15 protein-coding genes are annotated in these 17,512 nt (G+C 61.1%); 2 read left to right on the forward strand and 13 right to left on the reverse strand.

Annotation, left to right across the window (positions count from 1 at the left end):
* The 6 genes from hrpB to VE23_RS05325 form a co-directional block, all read right to left on the reverse strand.
* The coding region (gene hrpB / locus VE23_RS05300) for an ATP-dependent helicase HrpB (protein WP_069202563.1) at positions 1-1,343 on the reverse strand (1,343 nt) is incomplete at its 3' end.
* Positions 1,344-1,819: 476 nt separating this feature from the next.
* A complete protein-coding gene (locus VE23_RS05305) occupies positions 1,820-3,175 on the reverse strand; it encodes an ABC transporter substrate-binding protein (RefSeq protein ID WP_157053910.1) in 1,356 nt (451 codons plus the stop codon).
* The gene (locus tag VE23_RS05310; RefSeq protein WP_049867509.1) at positions 3,162-4,718 is read right to left on the reverse strand and encodes an ABC transporter substrate-binding protein; all 1,557 of its coding nucleotides are present in this window, start codon (positions 4,716-4,718) and stop codon (positions 3,162-3,164) included. The genes VE23_RS05305 and VE23_RS05310 overlap by 14 nt, the downstream gene beginning before the upstream one ends.
* Positions 4,715-5,275 (reverse strand): RNA polymerase sigma factor, encoded by a 561-nt coding sequence (locus tag VE23_RS05315; RefSeq protein WP_048749746.1) that lies wholly within the window; start codon positions 5,273-5,275, stop codon positions 4,715-4,717. The genes VE23_RS05310 and VE23_RS05315 overlap by 4 nt, the downstream gene beginning before the upstream one ends.
* A 238-nt stretch (positions 5,276-5,513) precedes the next feature.
* Positions 5,514-6,464, reverse strand: coding sequence for a magnesium/cobalt transporter CorA (gene corA / locus VE23_RS05320; protein ID WP_048749744.1), 951 nt, complete (start codon positions 6,462-6,464; stop codon positions 5,514-5,516).
* A gap of 68 nt (positions 6,465-6,532) precedes the next feature.
* Entirely contained in the window at positions 6,533-7,534 is a 1,002-nt protein-coding gene (locus VE23_RS05325; protein WP_157053911.1) for a hypothetical protein, read from the reverse strand.
* A gap of 269 nt (positions 7,535-7,803) precedes the next feature.
* Between VE23_RS05325 and gluQRS the strand changes: the two genes are divergently transcribed.
* Complete coding sequence (gene gluQRS, locus VE23_RS05330; RefSeq protein WP_049867511.1) at positions 7,804-8,775, forward strand: tRNA glutamyl-Q(34) synthetase GluQRS; 972 nt, start codon at positions 7,804-7,806, stop codon at positions 8,773-8,775.
* 64 nt (positions 8,776-8,839) lie between these two features.
* On the opposite strand, the gene VE23_RS05335 is transcribed toward gluQRS, so the two are convergent.
* The gene (locus VE23_RS05335; protein ID WP_048749738.1) at positions 8,840-9,535 is read right to left on the reverse strand and encodes an MOSC domain-containing protein; all 696 of its coding nucleotides are present in this window, start codon (positions 9,533-9,535) and stop codon (positions 8,840-8,842) included.
* A gap of 109 nt (positions 9,536-9,644) precedes the next feature.
* Positions 9,645-11,894 carry a heavy metal translocating P-type ATPase gene (locus VE23_RS05340; RefSeq protein ID WP_049867512.1) on the reverse strand — a complete coding sequence of 750 codons (2,250 nt, stop codon included), beginning with the start codon at positions 11,892-11,894 and terminating at the stop codon, positions 9,645-9,647.
* A 206-nt stretch (positions 11,895-12,100) separates the two neighbouring features.
* On the opposite strand from VE23_RS05340, the gene VE23_RS05345 reads away from it, so the two are divergent.
* Positions 12,101-13,534, forward strand: a complete 1,434-nt coding sequence (locus VE23_RS05345; protein ID WP_049867513.1) for a sensor domain-containing diguanylate cyclase — start codon at positions 12,101-12,103, stop codon at positions 13,532-13,534.
* A 56-nt stretch (positions 13,535-13,590) separates the two neighbouring features.
* Here VE23_RS05345 and VE23_RS05350 read toward each other — a convergent pair whose 3' ends face one another.
* The 5 genes from VE23_RS05350 to VE23_RS05370 all read right to left on the reverse strand — a co-directional run.
* On the reverse strand, positions 13,591-13,899 hold the full coding sequence (locus VE23_RS05350; protein ID WP_049867514.1) for a rhodanese-like domain-containing protein: 309 nt from the start codon (positions 13,897-13,899) through the stop codon (positions 13,591-13,593).
* Positions 13,889-14,281 (reverse strand): DnaJ family domain-containing protein, encoded by a 393-nt coding sequence (locus tag VE23_RS05355; protein ID WP_048749978.1) that lies wholly within the window; start codon positions 14,279-14,281, stop codon positions 13,889-13,891. Before VE23_RS05355 ends, VE23_RS05350 begins: the two co-directional genes overlap by 11 nt.
* Positions 14,281-14,592 (reverse strand): YbjQ family protein, encoded by a 312-nt coding sequence (locus VE23_RS05360; RefSeq protein WP_021880052.1) that lies wholly within the window; start codon positions 14,590-14,592, stop codon positions 14,281-14,283. Before VE23_RS05360 ends, VE23_RS05355 begins: the two co-directional genes overlap by 1 nt.
* 41 nt (positions 14,593-14,633) lie before the next feature.
* Positions 14,634-15,077 (reverse strand): DUF3889 domain-containing protein, encoded by a 444-nt coding sequence (locus VE23_RS05365; protein ID WP_049867515.1) that lies wholly within the window; start codon positions 15,075-15,077, stop codon positions 14,634-14,636.
* Between the two features lie 118 nt (positions 15,078-15,195).
* Positions 15,196-17,512: efflux RND transporter permease subunit (locus tag VE23_RS05370; protein ID WP_198156136.1), on the reverse strand; the 2,317-nt coding region annotated here is incomplete at its 5' end.

Raw genomic sequence — 17,512 nt, forward strand, 5'->3', positions numbered from 1 at the left:
AGCGCGGCGAGCTCGCACGCGGCGTCGCCCCAGCCGAGCCCGGCGGCGGCAAGCGCCATATGCGCGAGGCGCGGATGGCCGCCGAGCGCGGCCATCCGCCGGCCATGCGGCGTGATCCGCCCGTCGTCCGCGAGCGCGCCGAGCCGCTGCAGCAGCTCGCAGGCCTGCGCATAGGCTGCCGCAGGCGGCACGTCGAGCCAGTCCAGCTCGGCGGGATCCTGGACGCCCCAGGCTGCCAGCTCCAGCGCAAGCGGGGCCAGATCCGCCTCCATCAGCTCCGGCGTGGCGAAAGGCGGCAGATGGCGATGCGCCTCCTCTCCCCACAGCCGCCAGCAGGCTCCCGGCGCGGTGCGGCCTGCGCGGCCGCGCCGCTGATCGGCGGAGGCGCGCGATACCGGCTCCGTCTCCAGCCGCGTCATCCCGGTGCGCGGCGAAAACTTCGGCACTCGCGCAAGGCCCGCGTCCACCACCGCGCGCACGCCGGCGACGGTCAAGCTGGACTCGGCGATGCCGGTCGCCAGCACGACCTTGCGGCTGCCCGGCGGGCATGGCGCGACAGCCTCGTCCTGCTCGCGCAGCGGCATGCTCCCATGCAGCTGGCGAAGCGCCGTGCCGTCAGGCAGACCGAGCCGCCGCAGCGCATCTCCCGTCCGCCGGATCTCGGCCATGCCCGGCAGGAAGACGAGCACGTCGCCTTCCTGCTGACGCAATGCCTCCAGGACGGCTGCGGCAGCATCCTGCTCCAGCCTGGAGCCGCTTCCTCGCGGCCGGTAGAACGTCTCGACCGGATATTGCCGCCCTTCGCTGAGAATGACCGGCGCCCCTCCCAGAAGCTCCGACACCTTCCCTGCCGCAAGCGTCGCCGACATGACGAGCAGCCTCAGATCTTCCCTCAGCAGGGAAGCCGATTGCAGGCATAGAGCAAGACCGAGATCGCTGCTGAGATGCCGCTCATGGAACTCGTCGAAGATGACGGCCCCGTAAGCCTCGAGAGCCGGATCCTCCTGCAGCATGCGCGTCAGCACGCCTTCGGTCACGACCTCGATTCGCGTGCCTGGACCGACCTTCGTCTCCAGCCTGACCCGGTAGCCGACCGTCTCCCCCGCGCTCTCTCCGAGCGAGCGCGCCATGTACGCCGCAGCCGAGCGGGCAGCCAGCCTGCGCGGCTCCAGCATGAGAAGCTTGCGCCCTTCCAGCCAGCCGCTCTTCAGCAAGGCGAGCGGAACGCGGGTCGTCTTGCCCGCTCCCGGCTGGGCGACCAGCACGGCGCGCGTGCCGGAATCCAGCGCCTTCAGCAGCTCCGGCATGACTTCGTCTATGGGCAGTCTATCCACCTCTGCCATGGCATTCCCTCCGGTTTCTATCGATGTACGGACTCTACTCTACCACAACCGGCGCCTTCGGCGCCAAGCAGCCGGCTCGAACTTCTCTCCGCGATACGCGGCTGCTCCTGTAAACCGAGCATTTTGCGGATGTCAAGAAATCCCACCGTTCGCCGCACATGCCGCAGCGATTCCAGTCGGTGATTAAGAGCTTCGTTATGACGACCGGAAAAGCCGCCCCCAGCGGGACGGCTCCAAGTTCAAGACTTTCAACTTTCAGACTTTCAGACTTTCAGACTTTCAGACTTTCAGACTTTCAGACTTTCAGACTTTCAGACTTTCAGACTTTCAGAACATCAAGACATAAACGCATCAAGATATCAAGATATCAAGGCTTCTTTAAGAATTCAAGAATTCAAACATTCAAAACACCCTGGCTTAACCATTTTTAAACTTTGAGATCGCCGTACCCGTTCGCTCGCCACAGCGTGTGCCGCTCAATTTTCAACTTTTGCCAACGCATTGTCCAACAGCTCTTGTCCTCGTTTCTGGATGTTCGCCGCTGCCTGCGAAGCGGTCTGGCTGCCCTGTACAGCGGCGGTGATTTCTTTGTTTTTCAGCTCTGCATAGGCATCGTCAAAATCCAGCATGCTGGTAGAATCCCAGCCTTTCGGAAGAGATGCGGCCTGCGGGTAAATGTAAGGCTTCAGCTCGAACAGCTTGTCCAACATCGAATCGCCCTTTAAGCCGGGATAGGAGGAGATCGGGACCGGCGGGTACCCCAGCTTGATTTTGGCCTTGGCAATATGCTCGCTGAGCATGAGCCGGATGATAGCCCATGCCGCCTTCTTGTGGTCGGACGTTCGCGGTATCGACATGATTTGGCCGGTGCTGATGAAAGTGCTGCGGCTCCGGTCCCTGGACAACACCGGCGGCGTCACCTCTCCGGTCTCAAAGCCGTATTTCTGGCCGCCGTAATTTTCGAAGGTCATCGCCGCCAGCCCTTTGGCGAAATGCTCTCCCGCCTCGACCGCTTCCTTATCGTACACCTTGACCCCGTTCACGACCTTGGACCGGTCTTCCTCGAGAGCGAAGGATCCGCTTCGGTACAGCTGGACGATCTTGTCGAGGACCAAGGCCAGCTCGGGAGCATTCCATAACAGCCTGGTACCATCCGCGCTTATATCGGACATGCCTTCGCTTTGAAGGTAAGAGCCGACCAGACTGGAAGGCGTATTAAAGATTCCCATGTGCAAGCCGCTCACTGTCTTGCCCCCGGATTTCATGCCATTGAAGCGGCCAGCCAGCTCGTACACCTCTTCGATGCTCATTCCGTCCCGAGGGGATTCGACTCCTGCCTTTGCGAACAGCTCCTTGTTGTAGCGAAGAACGCTGAATGTAACATCCGGCGAGAGTCCAAGCAGCTTGCCGCCTCCCTTCGCGCTCAGCATCTCGGGCATTCCGTCGTACAGGTCTTCCTTGCGGAGGCCGGACGCTTTCATGTAGGGAGCCAGATCCTCCAGCAGCTGCTTGTCGCCCAGCTGGGAATAAAAGTGATCCCATATGAGGAGAAGATCCGGCTTCTGCTCCTTCACGACCTGTTCGTACATCTCGGGCGTTACGGACCGCGTGTAATCGGGGTTCATCTCCACCAGCTCGATAGACAGGCCCGGATACGCCGCTTCGATGTAATCGCGGTACATCGTGTCGAATTGACTTTTGCTGTCGGCGACGATTTTGATGCTCTGGGATGTCGACAAGCCTGCAGTGGAGCTGCATCCAGCTATGACGCTGGAGCCGATCAAAGCGGCAATCAAGGAAGGGACCGCTAAAAAGCGTTTAGTCCTTGCCACGCGCGATCCCCTCCCTGAACAAATTCTTTTCCAGAGCCAGCAGATTCCTCGCGAGTACGTTATCAATCAGTCCCAGCGCGTCCTCGGAGGAAAGCTCGCCCTTTGCCCAGCGCTTCATCTGCTGCCCGTCCTCGGCCGATAGAATGCCCAGGTAGTCGGCGCCTTCGTAAATAGGCAGACTGTTCTCGTTCAGCTTTTTTGAACCGCTCTCCATATAAAACGCCCTCCAGCGTTCCTCCGGCTGAGTCTTCATCGCTTCCTCGAATACCGGCAAGTCCATCCGATTGTCGGCATCCTTATCCGTTTTGGACAAGAACACCGCCGCCTTCACCAGCTCCCAAGCGGCGTCCTTGTTCACGCTTTTGGCATTAATGACGTAGATCTGGCTCATGTCCAGCAGGTCGGACGCGTTGACGGCGTTGATATGGAGTTCATAGGAAACGGTTTTCCAGTTCCGTTTGACAGGTTCGCTCTTGTTCCCGGCAACGGCAGGGCGCTCGGCCTCCGTTGAAGCGAGCTCCCTATAGAAGGATGTATCGCCGAACCGCATCGCCGCTTTCCCGCCGCCGAACAAGTCGTTCTGCACGACCTCGCTCATCGGAATGCCTTTCCTGCCGCTAAAATCCAAATCCGGAGAAGGAGCGATCCATCCTTCGCGGAAGCCCTCTGCAACCTGGTCGAACAGCGTGATCCACCCTTTGCCGGACAAAGCCGAGTATGAGGTCTGGAGCATGGGATCGCCTCCATAGAGCTGAAGGCCGCTTGCCTGACCAAGCCTCAGCGCCGTCTCGGCCGGATTGCCGCTATCCCTCGATTCCGTGACGAGTCCCGTCGTCCCGGTCCCCTCGAAACGCTTGGCGATGTCGAGAATTTCCTGCACCGTCGCTCCTTCCCTTGGAAGCTCCACTCCGTTCTTGGCGAACAGCTCCGGATTGACGAACAGCGCGCTGGAGCTGAATTCCCCCGCCAGCCCTTGAAGCTCTCCGCCTCCGATGGCCTTCAGAGCGTCCAGCACAGGCGCGTGCATATCGCTCAGATCAAGCTTGTCTTTGAGGATATAGGGCTCCAAAGGGACCACTCTCCCTTCCGCAGCCAGTTCCCTGTAAATGGCGGTCGGAACGACCAGCACATCCTCTCCTCTATCAAGGGCGTTCCGGTAGTCTGCCAAGCTCCTGCCCTTGCCGTCCCACTGACCGCTCATGCTTATGTCAACCGATGGATGCCGGATGATGAATTGGCGCTTCAGCGTTTCCGAATTCATGCTGCCGCCGCCAAACACCTTCAAGGTAAACTCCTTGTCCCCGAAGGCGTCGCCCGACAGCGCGCCGATCCCCTCCGCTTGCAGCGGCTGCCGGGACTCTCCGAATCTCCACAAGCCGACCATGAGCACAGCCGCAGCCGCCAGCGGCAGCACCCTCAGCCAGACCTTCCTGCTCTTCTTTTTCTCCATCGCGACCCGCTCCCTCACTTTGCGCTCAAGTTCCGAGGTGAACCCGTTCGCGACCGGCAAGGAGCCGGACAGCCGCTTCTCCCATTCGTTCATATCCACTCGCCCCCCACATTCAGAGCTTCGCTTGCCGTTACTTTGCGGTTCATGGCCGCCCGCGCCCGGTGAAGCCGTGATTTGACGGTTCCTTTGGCGACTCCGAGCAGCCCCGCCGTTTCTTCCATGGACATGCCGTAATGGCAGGTCAGAAGCAGCACCTCCCGCAGCTTCAGCGGAAGAGCGAGCACCGCCAGCCATACTTCCTCGTTTTGCAGCCGCTTGAAAAGCTCCTTTTCCGCCGATGGATGATGGCCGCCTGGCAGAAACTCCAGCAGCATGACCCTGCGGACCCAGGAGGAGCGCAGCTGGTCGAGCGCCGCATGCCGGGTAATCGTCAGAATCCACGTCTTGACCGAGCTCTGTCCCCTGAACTCGGGAAGCTTCTCGTACACTTTGAGAAAGACGTCTTGAGCGATATCGTCTGCCGAATCCCGGTTCCGCGTCAGCATGAGAGCGAAATTCCATACGTCCCTGCCGTAGGCCTTCATGAGCTGATCGAGGACGGAGCCGCGGTCGTAATCCGCCGCCGTGTATTGCAAATAATCGAAATCCAATGGGTTCACCTCGGTAAGTGGACGAGAAAGGAAAGGATAAGTTCCCTTTATTTTCTACTTCCACTATCATACCGGATGCGGGAGAAAAGGGGAGGAAAATGAAACAGGCTCCTTTCCGTAGGGGAAAGAAGCCTTTTGTCTGAACAACAGCTTGCAAATCTGGCCTTTTCAGCAACACGTCTCCCTATGAGGATGCTTCTTTCCTTCAGATTGAGCCGAGTCGGTTCTGCAGCCGGATTCAGTCGAACCAGCCCTTGCGCTTGAACCAGGCGAACATGCAGAGGGCGATCAGCCCCATCGCTCCAAGCACGACGAAATAGCCCACCCTGGTTTCGAGCTCCGGCATGTTGATGAAATTCATCCCGTACACTCCCGCGATGAAGGTCAGCGGCATGAAGATCGTCGTGATGACCGTGAGCGTCTTCATGATCCCGTTCATGCGGTTGGAGTTGTAGCTCATGAAGCTGTCGCGCAGATCGGCCGTCATCTCGCGGCAGGCTTCCAGCGTCTCGGCCTGCTTCAGCAGATGGTCGTAGATATCCAGATAGAACGCTTTGAAGTCCTTGAAGCTCGGGAGAGCTTCCGTGGAGGTGAGGCGGTAGAGCAGGTCCCTCATCGGCACGATCGTCTTGCGCAGCTTCAGCAGCTTGGCCCGTATCGTGAAAATCTCGTCCATGCCGGATTGCTTCAAGTAGCCGGAGCTGTTGAGATCGGCGTCAAGCAGCTGGTCTTCAATGCCGTATACGGCGGGAAAATAACGGTCGACCAGCTTGTCCGTCACGCTGTAGGCTGCCATCAGATGGCCTTTTCCGGGATGCTTCGGATGTACGGCGAGCGTCTCCCATGCCTCGTCGACTTCTTGCGATTGGGCGAAATGGAAGGTCACCGCAAAGTTCGATCCGAGAAACAGATTCACCTCATCGACATGCAGCGTCTCCGGAATCAGCGCATGCATGACAAAAAAGTGGACATCCTCGTAGTGGTCCACTTTGGGCCTTTGCAGCAGGTGGAGGCAATCCTCGATCGCCAGAGGGTGGAAGTGGAAGCGTTCGTCCAGCAAGGAAATCTCCTCCGCGTTCGGCCGGTCCATGTCCACCCAGTACCAGACGGCCTCCATCGCGTCAAGGTCGTTCAGGCCGATATTCTTATGCAATTTTTTTGCGACATCCATCGCCATGACTCGAATCATCTCTGTATTCCTTTCTATGCGAATCCCGCTTCGGGATCGATGCCTCCGTCTCCGGTCACGGCTGCCGTCTATCCCCGGCCGGCCTCCAGGATCAGCCGTTCCCGTTTCCGCTGCAGAGCGGACAGTTCCGACTCCTGACGAGTCCGGTCCCCGTCAAGCGAACGGTACAGGGCGCGGGTTTCGCCGAGCAGCTCGCGGGTACTTTCCCTGGAAGCCGCAATCTTGCTCTGCACGAACCAGTCCATCAGAAATCCGTCCAGCAAATAATCGCCCAGCCTGGCGCCGCTGCCGACCGGAATTCGGTACGCTTCTTCGCGCCCGAGATCCTTCAGCTCGGATTCCAGCCTTCTGGCCGCGCTGCGGGCCGCCCCGAGCGCTTCCTGGGCTTCGTCCATCCTCCGATGCTTGATATGCGTGGATATCATGCCTCCTCCAAGCATATCATAGGTGCCCCAGTTGGAAGCCGACTCGAAGCTCGAGAGCGCCTGCCCCAGCTTGCCGTTCAGATCGGAGCAGGCCGAACAGGCTTCCCGAAGCTCCGCCAGCAGGCTCGTTTTCCCGGCCAGCTCCGCATCCAGCCTGTCCAGCTCCTCCTTGACCTGCGGCAGGCGCAGCCGGACCAGCTCCTCCTTCTTTTGCTTCAGGACGGGAAGCATGCGGGTTGGGCCGATGTGCTCCGCCAGCCTTACGCCGACTTCCGAAAGCTCTGTTTGCAACCTGTCCAGCTGCTCCTTCGCTTCCTTCAAGCGGAACAGGGCCTCGGCCGCCTCCTGCCGCTCCAGCTCCAGCTGCTCTTCAAGCCCTCCCGTCAGCTTCAGCCATAACGCGCTCCAGCCAAGGCGGGACAGCTGCTCCACATCCTCATGCTCTTTGCGGCTGACATCCTCCAGCTCGAAAATCTTGCGCTCCATAGCGAAAATATCCTGGCGCAGCTTGTCCCTGCGCCTCTCGTTGAAGGCCAGCATGGCTTCGGCGTGCTCCGCTTCCTCCAGCTGCATCGTCAAGCTGCGGAGCTCGCTGTCCGTTCCCGCCTCAGGCAGGCTGTTAGGATCTGCGCTCTTATCGGTCATTGTTCCCGCTTCCCCCTCCGGCATTCCCGCCTTGTCCGCCTGATCGCCCCCAGGCCGTTACGGCTAAGAATGAATGTTTCTATGAATGGCATTGTCCTGATTCCCTATGTACGCGAGACTATGCTCCCTATCTCCCTTTTCTTGCACGGCGGATTTCATTCCTTACCATTTGTGCGGCCTCCGCAGCTAATGCTATTATACCAAGCATAATCGGAATTGGCCGCCTTAATTGACGGCACAAGCCATCAAGGCAAGGAGAAGTGAAAGATATGGCTGTCACAATCGGAAGATTCGCTCCGACCCCGTCGGGACTCATGCATCTTGGCAATGCAAGGACCGCGCTCCTGGCATGGCTGCAAATAAGAGCCGCAGGAGGAACGTTCATCCTGCGGATGGAGGATATCGACGGCCCCCGCTCCAGATCCGAATACGCGGAAGCAGCGCTCGCGGATCTGCGCTGGCTCGGCATCGACTGGGACGAAGGCCCGGACATCGGCGGCGCCCGCGGCCCGTACACGCAGAGCGAGCGGCTTCCTCTCTATCGGGAAGCTCTGGACAGGCTGGCGGCTCAGGGAAGGCTCTACCCTTGCTTTTGCAGCCGCGCGGAGCTCGCCGCCGTCGCCAGCGCCCCTCATGGCCTCTCGTCGGAAGGCCCCGCCTATCCGGGAACATGCAGGCATCTTGGCGAGACGGAGAGGCAGGAGCGCGGCAAGGCCAAAGAGCCCTCGCTGCGGCTGGCCGTCGATTCTGCGCGTGTCGTATCCTTCGACGACTTGGCCGCCGGACATCAGCATACGGCGCCGGGCGCAGGAGGCGACTTTGTCGTCCGGCGGGCGGACGGCATCTTCAGCTACCAGCTGGCCGTAACGGTGGACGATGCCCTGATGGGCGTGACGGATGTGCTGCGCGGCAGCGATCTGCTGGACTCCACTCCCCGCCAGCTGCTGCTCTATGAAGCGCTCGGCTTCGCCCCTCCCCGGTTCGCCCATGTTCCGCTGCTGATGGGACCGGACGGCAAGCGGCTGGCCAAGCGCCATGGCGGCATCTCCCTGTCCGCCATCCGGGAAACGGGCGCCCGGCCGGAAGCGGCCGTCGGCCTGCTCGCCTACTGGAGCGGCCTGCTTGACCGCCCGGAAGCCGTCGCTGCCCGCGAGCTGGCGCCGGCCTTCCGCCTGGAGCATGTCCCCGCGGCGCCTGTTGTCGTGCGCAAGGAGGACTTGCGGCTGATTGCAATTCCGTAACTGTACTTGCGGTCTCATGACTCTGCATAAGGATGAAGGAACCAACCATGCGGCGAATCGTTCGCTAAGCCTGCTCCGGAAGCTCCACAGGCAGGACGACAGCCCCTTTTTCAAACCGCTTCCGCAGAGCCTGCCGCCAATCCGATCCGAGAGCTTCCACGGCAAGCACCCGCTCCGCCTTGGCGCTCCAGTCCGGAGAACGGTCGTAGAAAACATCGAACGCTTCCTTCACCGTCACCTGCAGCGGATGCCGCTGCAGCTCGACCGCGTTGCCGGCCTCGACCGCGCCTTCTTCCAGCACCCGCAGGTAATACCCCCCATACCCGGTTTCCTTCACCCATAGAGGAAGCTTGGGCTGCTTCAGCCACGCTCCCAGCTTGTAGCAGGGCTGGCGGGGCTCCGTCACCTCCAGCAGGGCGGCTCCGATGCGCAGCTTGTCCCCGATGCACACGATTTCTTCATGCAGGCCGGCCACGGTCAAATTCTCTCCGAACAGTCCCGGCCTGCGTTCGATTCCGAGCTTCTCTTCCCAATACGGATAACGGTCGGCCGAGAACATGAGCACCGCCTTGTCCGGACCTCCGTGGACGGAAGGCTCCGCCTGGGAGTCGCCGTCGACTTGGCGGAAGCGAACCGTCACCGGGCCGGAGCGCGGCGTCTTGTTGATGGCGGATAAGACCGAGCGCCCTTTGAAATCGAGACGCTGCGGCCGGCCTGTCTGGATGGAGATGAGATATCCCGCCTCGTGCTCTTTTTCCATGCCGCTTCCTCCTTCCCAAAAGGGAGTTGTATATCGCTGGACGGACGTGCCTGCTCCAAACCGAATGATATTACCCCTGAAAGTCAGGGTCCAATCGGCCTCCTCCGCCTCAGCGGTTCGACAGCAGCCGGCGGATGCCTCCAGACAGCCGCAGCGAATTGGCGACGACGGTCACCGAGCTGAGCGCCATCGCGGCGCCGGCCATCCACGGCTCCAGCAGGCCGAGCGCAGCCACGGGGACCATGACGGCATTGTAGAGAAACGCGAACGCCAGATTCTGCCGGATATTGCGCACCGTCAGCCGGCTGACTCCGATGGCGTCCCGAATGCCGGTCAAACTCGGCCTCAGCAGCGTAATATGCCCGGCGTCAAGAGCGGCGTCCGTGCCGTCGCCCATGGCGAATCCGGCGTCGGAGGCTGCCAGGGCCGGAGCATCGTTCCAGCCGTCGCCCGCCATGGCCACGACGCGTCCCTGCTTCTGGAGCGAGCGGATCAGCTCCAGCTTGCCTTCCGGAAGCATGCCGGACTTCACCTTGCGGATGCCGGCTTCGCGCGCGGCGGCGGCGGCGGGACCCGGGCTGTCTCCGGTAGCGAGCACCAGCTCCAGACCTTCCTGCCGCAGCGCTTCGACGGCACGCGCCGAGGATGGACGGAGCCGGTCGCCGAGCGCGATGGCCCCGATGCATGCGCCGTCCAGCGAGACGAACAGCACCGTCTCTCCGGACTCCTCGCGCGCCTGGGCGAACGAGGCGGCTTCCCCCATGCCCTTCCATCGCTCCTGCGCTGCGAGCTGCCTGCCCCCGATGGCGGCCCGTCCTTCCGAACATGTCGCCGCCGCCCCGAACCCGGGCCATTCGAGAGCCTGCTCCACGGCCGGAATGACGATCCCCCGCTTGCGCGCTTCCCCGCGGATGGATAGGGCATAAGGATGCCGCGAGTCTCCTTCTGCCGCGGCGGCCAGGCGCAGCACGGCAGCCGGGCCGAATCCGGAAGCGGGAGCGTGGACGGCCGTCACGCCGGGACGCCCTTCCGTAAGCGTGCCGGTCTTGTCCAGCAGGACGGTATCCAGCTGGGCCAGCCGTTCCAGCGCTCCCGCCTCCTTCAGCACGATCCCTTGGCGGGCCAGCTTGCCGGATGCGATGACCAGAGAGATCGGCGTCGCGAGTCCAAGCGCGCAAGGACAGGCTACGAGCAGCACCGACAGCGAGCTCAGCATCGCGCTGCGCAGGCTGTCGCTGCTTCCGGAGAGAAGCCAGCCTGCGAACGTGAGCGCGGCAAGCAGAAGCATGACGGGAACGAACCGGGCCGACCAGGCGTCCACCTTCTTCTGAATTCCCGTCTTCGCTGCCTGGGCTTGGCGGAGCAGCGCGCCGATCCGGCTGAGCATCGTGCCTTCTCCGGTCTTCTCCGTCCGGATCCGCAGCGTATCGCCGCGATTGAACGTGCCTGCCCATACGAGGCTTCCCGGAAGCTTGGGCACCGGGCGGCTCTCCCCCGTGAGCAGCGACTCGTCCGCTTCCGATTGGCCGCCGGTTACGATGCCGTCCACCGGAATCAATTCGCCGGGACCGACAAGCACGATATCCCCGTCGCGGACGCTTTCGGCCGGAATGCGGCTGATTTCATCCGCTCTTTGGACCGTAACGTCCCGCGAGGCCAGCTTGGCATATCCGTCGCTTTCGCGAAGCGCCCTGGCGCTGGAGCGGGATTCCATGTATTTGCCCAACAGCACCGCCGTAATGACGATGGCCCCGGTGTCGAAGTAAACGGGCAGCAGGGCTCCATGCCCTCCGCCTGAGCTGGCAGCGCCATGGATTCCCTGGCTAAAGACGATATAGTGGCTGTACAGATACGCCGACGACGTCCCGATCACGACCAGAACGTCCATATTGGCCGTCCGTTCGCGGAGCGCGCTCCAGGCGTTGAGGTAAAAAGGAAGCCCGATCCATAGCTGGATTATGGTCGCCAAAGCAAGCTGGACCCATGCATGGCTCACCAGCGCCGGAACCGGAACGCCTTTCAGCCAGCTGTAATGCGATACCATCGCCCATAAGAGCGGAATGGACAGCAGCAGCGACAGCACCGAGCGGTTCCGCAATTCGGTCATTTCCTTCATATGGCTTGTCCGGTCGCCCGGCTCGGATGTTGCGAAGCCAAGCTGGCGGACTCTTTCTTTGATGGCATCCGGCTGCTGCCTGCCGGCCTCATACCGGATCCAGGCCATCCGGGATGCATAGCTGACGGAAGCTTCCGTCACTCCTTCCATCTTGGCCAGCGCCCGCTCGATCCTTGCCGCGCAGGCGGTGCAGCTCATGCCCTGGATGCCGAGGTCCAGCGCAGCCGTCGTTAATTCGTTCATCCCGGCGCTCCTCCCTTGCCGATAGCTAGATTCATAGAACCGTCCCTATCAACTATATGGCTGCCGCCGGTCCTTCATTCCATTCCGATTCAGTATTTGCGAGGCTGCTGCCGATATAGGTTCTAGCTCTGCTTGCGAATTCCATGCAGAAGTCCATATACGCGCCCCCATTCAACCCGGATGAGCGAGCCTCGAGGAGTAAGACAATGAACGAACAGCTTCCCTATTCCAATCAAGTGCTGACGATCGCCACCACCCGCAGACAATACGCGGCTGCGATTTCGGCGACTTTGCTGCTGCTTCTCATCTCGACGGCAGCACTTCCCTTCGGCGACCTCTCCTTGTCGGTCGTCAAGCCCTTCCTGCCCGCCTTCATCGCCTGGTTCCTGTTCGGAGACCTGCTCACCGCCCATCTGCTCTACAGCCAGTACAGGGCCATCGGCAACCTCTCGATTCTTATTCTGGCCTGCACGTACCTGTTCACGGCCCTCATCATGATTCCCTATATCCTGACCTATCCCGGCGTCTTCACGGAAAAGGGAATGCTGTCCGCCGGTTCCCAGACTTCTTCCTGGCTGTGGGTATGCTGGCATGCAGGCTTTCCTGCCGGCATCATCTCCTATCTGCTCGCCGACCGCTCGGAGAAGCGGCCCGTCGAATTCAGCCGCAATGCGCTGTGGGCTTTCATGCTGACCTGCGGCATTCTCATCCTCGTCGCGGCCGCCGCTGTCGTAACGACATCAGCCCATGACAGCCTGCCGGTGCTCGTGGAGCAGGACAAGTTCAATCATCTCACGAACGCTGTCATCAAGCCGCTCATGCTCGGGCTGAACTTCGTCGCTCTGGTCATGCTCGTAGGGATGAAAAAAGGAAAAACCGTCCTCAGCCTCTGGCTGAGCGTCGCCCTCCTGGCGTTTCTGATGGACATCGTCGTCTCCTTGCCCGCCGGCTCCAGGTATACGTTCGGCTGGTACATGTCCAGATTCAACTCGCTCGTGTCCGCCTTCGTCCTCATTTGCGCCATCATCTACGAGGTCAACCGCCTCTATGTCCGGCTCGTCAAGCAGCAGAAGGACCTGGTCGAATCCCGGGAAGAGCTTCGCGCCATGAACGAGCAGCTGACGCAGCTCACCAACCTGGACGGACTGACGGGTATCTCGAACCGCCGCAGATTCGACGAGCTGCTCGAAGGCATGCTCGAGGAATCCAGCCTCAAGGGGCATCCATTCTCGCTGCTGCTGCTGGATATCGATTTCTTCAAGCTGTACAACGACCGATACGGCCATCAGAAGGGAGATCTTGTCCTGAAGAAGGTCGCCCAGCTGATCGACGGCTGCCTCCAGGACGGCAAAGGTGTCGCCGCAAGGTACGGAGGCGAGGAATTCGCCGTCCTGCTTCCATTCGCCGACCGAGCGGAAGCTCTCGGCATGGCGCATGCGATTCTGGAGGCCATCCAGGCCGCGGATATCCCTCATGAAACGTCTCTCGCCGCTCCCCGCGTCACCGCAAGCATCGGTAGCTCCACGAACCAACGCGGAGAAGCTTGGAGCCGCGAGGAGATGATTTCCCGTGCGGACAGGGCCCTGTACAAATCCAAGGCCGCAGGCCGCAATCGCGCAGCCGCTGCGGAAGAGGAATGATACCAAAGAAAAAAAGGCCTTTCCCGGCGACCGGGAAAGGCCTTTTTCATCGGTTTCTATCCGCCTTGGACGATGCTTCCGTTCCAGGCCAGCATCCCGCCCTGCACGTTGACGACATCGTAGCCGAGCGCCTGCAAGTATTGACATGCCCGGCCGCTGCGTCCGCCGCTGCGGCAGATCAGCAGAAGCGGTCCTTCCCCGTCAAGCTCGCCGAGGCTGTCCGGCAGGCGGGAGAGCGCGACATGCCGCGCCTGCGGAATATGTCCCGCTTCCCATTCGTCATCCTCGCGCACATCGAACAGGCGCGGGGTTTCCCCCGTCTCCAGCAGATGCTGCAGTTCCTCCGTCGTGATCTCAGCGCTCATTCCGCTGTTCCCCTTCCAGTCTCGCTTGAATTTTGTCCTTGTAGTCGGCATAGGCCTGCAGGTGGTCCCATCCTCTCGACCCCGTGAGCGACTGCAGCCGCAGCCGCTTGGCGGAGAGCTCCTTCTGCAGGCTCGTCCGCTCCTCGTCGCTGCCGCACATCGCAAGCAGACTGCCGAGTGTCGCGATATCCTTGTTCAGCTGCACCTCTTCGGGCACGATGCCGGCATTTTTCAACATCCGATAGGCAGCTCGGAGCTCTTCCGGAACGTGGGAGAGGTCATCCAGGTCGAGAGGCTTGCCTAGCCCCTTGAGGTCGTCGAATTCGCCGTCCTTGATGGCGAGCTTGATCTTCTCGTCGGCCAGCCAGTGCAGGAAGCTCATCAGATCCTGACGGCCGTTCCGCTGCAGGTGACCATCAGCATGCCGTCGCGGACGACTTCGTAGTCGAGATCGACGCCTACGATGGCGTTGGCTCCGAGCCTCGCCGCCTGCTGGCGCATCTCCTCGATGGCGATGTCTCGCGCCTGCTTCAGCTTGCCCTCGTAGGCGCCGGAGCGCCCTCCCACGACATCGGTGATGGATGCGAGAAAATCCCGGACTACGTTCGCTCCCATGATGGCTTCTCCATTTACGATTCCGGTATATTCTTGAATCGGTCTTCCTTCAATCGTCGGTGTCGTCGTGATCAGCATATCGTCATCCCCTTATTCGGAATTAGGTGCTGCAAGCGGGCTCATAAGCCGGTCTCTTCCCATTTTACCCCTGCGAGGACGCCGCCGGCAACCGTTACCGACACCCTGACGGCTGCGGGCAGGCCGGGACGAGGCTGCAGGACGAGCTTGAAGCGGTACTCCTCCAGCTCCCCTCCCCGCTCGAAATGGCCTTCATACCGGTAGTCGGCAATGCCGGCGGCGTACTTCTCCCTGGTGCGCTCGACGGCGAGCCTGCCCCAGCGGGCATAGGCAGGCGGCGAATGGGAAGGCGTCAGCACGCCGGCAATTACGGCCGCAGACGACGGCTGGACGAAGGGATGCGCCTCCCTGGACGTCCCCTGGGATCGGGCGCATGCCGTCCCCTCTCCCGCCGCCGGCATCCAGGCCAGCGCCAGGATCGGGAATGCAAGGAGCAGCCGCCCGCCTGTCCGCTTCTGCTTATGTCGATCCCTTGGAATTCCCATGCTTGTATATCCTCCTTATGCGTCCGATGAAAAGCTCCTCCGTTAGTGTCGCCGCCGCCTGCATGCGATATCCAAAAAAAAGAATCCTGCCCATGGAAGGCAGGATTCGGGAGAAGCTTTATTCGGCCGCCGTCTCCAGCGAGCCGCTGCGCTGGCGCTTGGCGCGCCTGCGGTTCAGGAACTCGTAGACGACTGGAACGATGATCAGCGTCAGCAGCGTGGAGCTTGTCAGGCCGCCGATGACGGTGACGCCGAGCCCTTTGGAGATCAGCGCGCCGGATTCGAAGCCGAACGCCAGCGGCAGCAATGCTCCGACCGTAGCGATAGCGGTCATCAGAATCGGACGCAGCCTTGTTCCGCCTGCTTCAAGCAGCGCGTCGCGCACGCTCATTCCTTCGCGTTCCATATGGATGACGCGGTCGATCAGCACGATCGCATTGGTGACGACGATGCCGATCAGCATGAGCATGCCGATCAGCGCCGTGACGCTGATCGTTTCCTTGGCGACGAGCAGTCCCACCAAGGCGCCGATGACGGTGAACGGAAGCGAGAACAGAATCGTCAGCGGCGTCAGCGCGCCGCCGAATGTAATGACGAGGACGAGGTAGACGACGGCGACCGCAACGGCGATCGCAAGTCCGAGCTGCTTGAAGGATTCTCCGATGTCCTCGGTGACTCCGCCCATCTCGACGTCGACATTGGAAGGAAGCTTGAGCTCGTCGATGACCTTCTGCACATCCTTGGAAGCTTTGCTGATGTCGGATGAGGTGACATCGGCGGTGACGCTGGCGTAGATGCGGTCGCCTTTGCGGGTGACCGTATTCGGCGTGGTGCCTTCCTCGATCGTCGCGACGTCGCCGAGCCTGACGGCGCCTCCCAGCGGAGTCGGAATCAAGGCGTTTTCAAGCGCTGCTTTGTCCGCATAGGATTTGACCTCGGTTTTGACATGCACGTCGAGCTTCTCGCCATCCTTCTCGATGGTCGTCAAGACCGGCTGCTCGCGCACCGGACTGAGCGCCATCGCAAGCTGGCCGGCGGACAGGCCGTGCTGGCTCAGCTTCTTGGTATCGGCGGCGATGCGGTACTGCTCATACGTTTTCGATAGGCTCGTGTCCACGTTCGACAGGTTGGCGACCGACTTCAGCTTGTCGCTGATCTCGGTGACGACCGGCTCCAGCTCCTTCATGTCCGGTCCGTAGGCCGTGACCGTCAGGCTGCTGCCCCCGAGGCCGCCGCCTCCGAAGTCCTGCTGCTTCCACTCGCCTTTGCTAGTGTTTTTCTGCAGCAGCTCGACGACGGCTTTCTTTTCGTCCTCAAAATGCTTGAAGTCGCTGTTGTAGCGGATATTGAACAGCGCTTGCTTGGAAGCGCCCGGGCTGAACGGGTTGCTGCCGCCGATGGAATATTGGACGATCTCGACGCCTTCGCGGCCCATGATCTCCTTCTCCGCTGCCGTCGCGTACCCTTCCACATCCTCGGCCGTTTCTCCCGGAGCCGGATTGTAGGTAACGATCATGGAGTTGTCGCCGCCGCTCGAGATGAAGCTGACTCCGATAAGGGGCGTCAGGAACAAGCTGCCTACGAGAAGCAATACGGCAGCGCCGAACGACAGTCCTTTATGGTCCAGGCACCAGCGCAGGACACGCTTGTATCCGTTGGCCAGACGGCTCGGCTTGTCCTCATGCTTCGTGCCCTTGAGTCCATTGCGGAACATCATATGGGCCAGCATCGGAACGACGGTCACCGCGACGACCAGAGACGCGAGCAGAGAGAATACCATCGTAAGAGCGAACGGCAGGAAAATTTCGCCGATCATGCCCGATACGAATCCTAGCGGAAGGAAAACGGCGATCGTCACGATCGTGGACGCTGCGATCGGGACGAACATTTCCCGGGTCGCTGAGATGATCAGCTCCCGGCCGGTCAGCTTCTCGCTGGACATCGCCATCCGCCGGTATATGTTTTCGATGACGACGATGGAATCGTCCACGACCCGCCCGATCGCCACGGTCATGGCGCCGAGAGTCATGATGTTCAGCGTGATGTCGAACTCCTGCAGCACGAGCACGGCGATCAGCAGCGACAGCGGGATCGAGACGACCGAGATGATCGTCGAACGGATGTCGCGCAGGAAGAGCAGAATGATGAGGATCGCGAATGCCGCGCCGAGAATGGCTTTCGTGAGCATCGTCTCCACCGAGTCCTTGATCGGCTTGCCCTGGTCGAGCGTTACCGTGGACGTGATTCCGTCGTATTTGGCCGTCAGCTCATCCATCTTGGATTTGACGGCATCCGTGACGTCGACCGTATTGGCATCGGCCGCTTTGACGATGGACACCCCGATGCTGTCCTTGCCGTTCGTCCGGGAAATGGAGTCGGCCTTGCCCGTAACGGCGACGTCGGCCACCTGGCTCAGCTTGACGGTCGGCAGCGTG

Source organism: Paenibacillus sp. D9, from assembly GCF_001188365.1.
Classification (GTDB): domain Bacteria; phylum Bacillota; class Bacilli; order Paenibacillales; family Paenibacillaceae; genus Paenibacillus_O; species Paenibacillus_O humicus.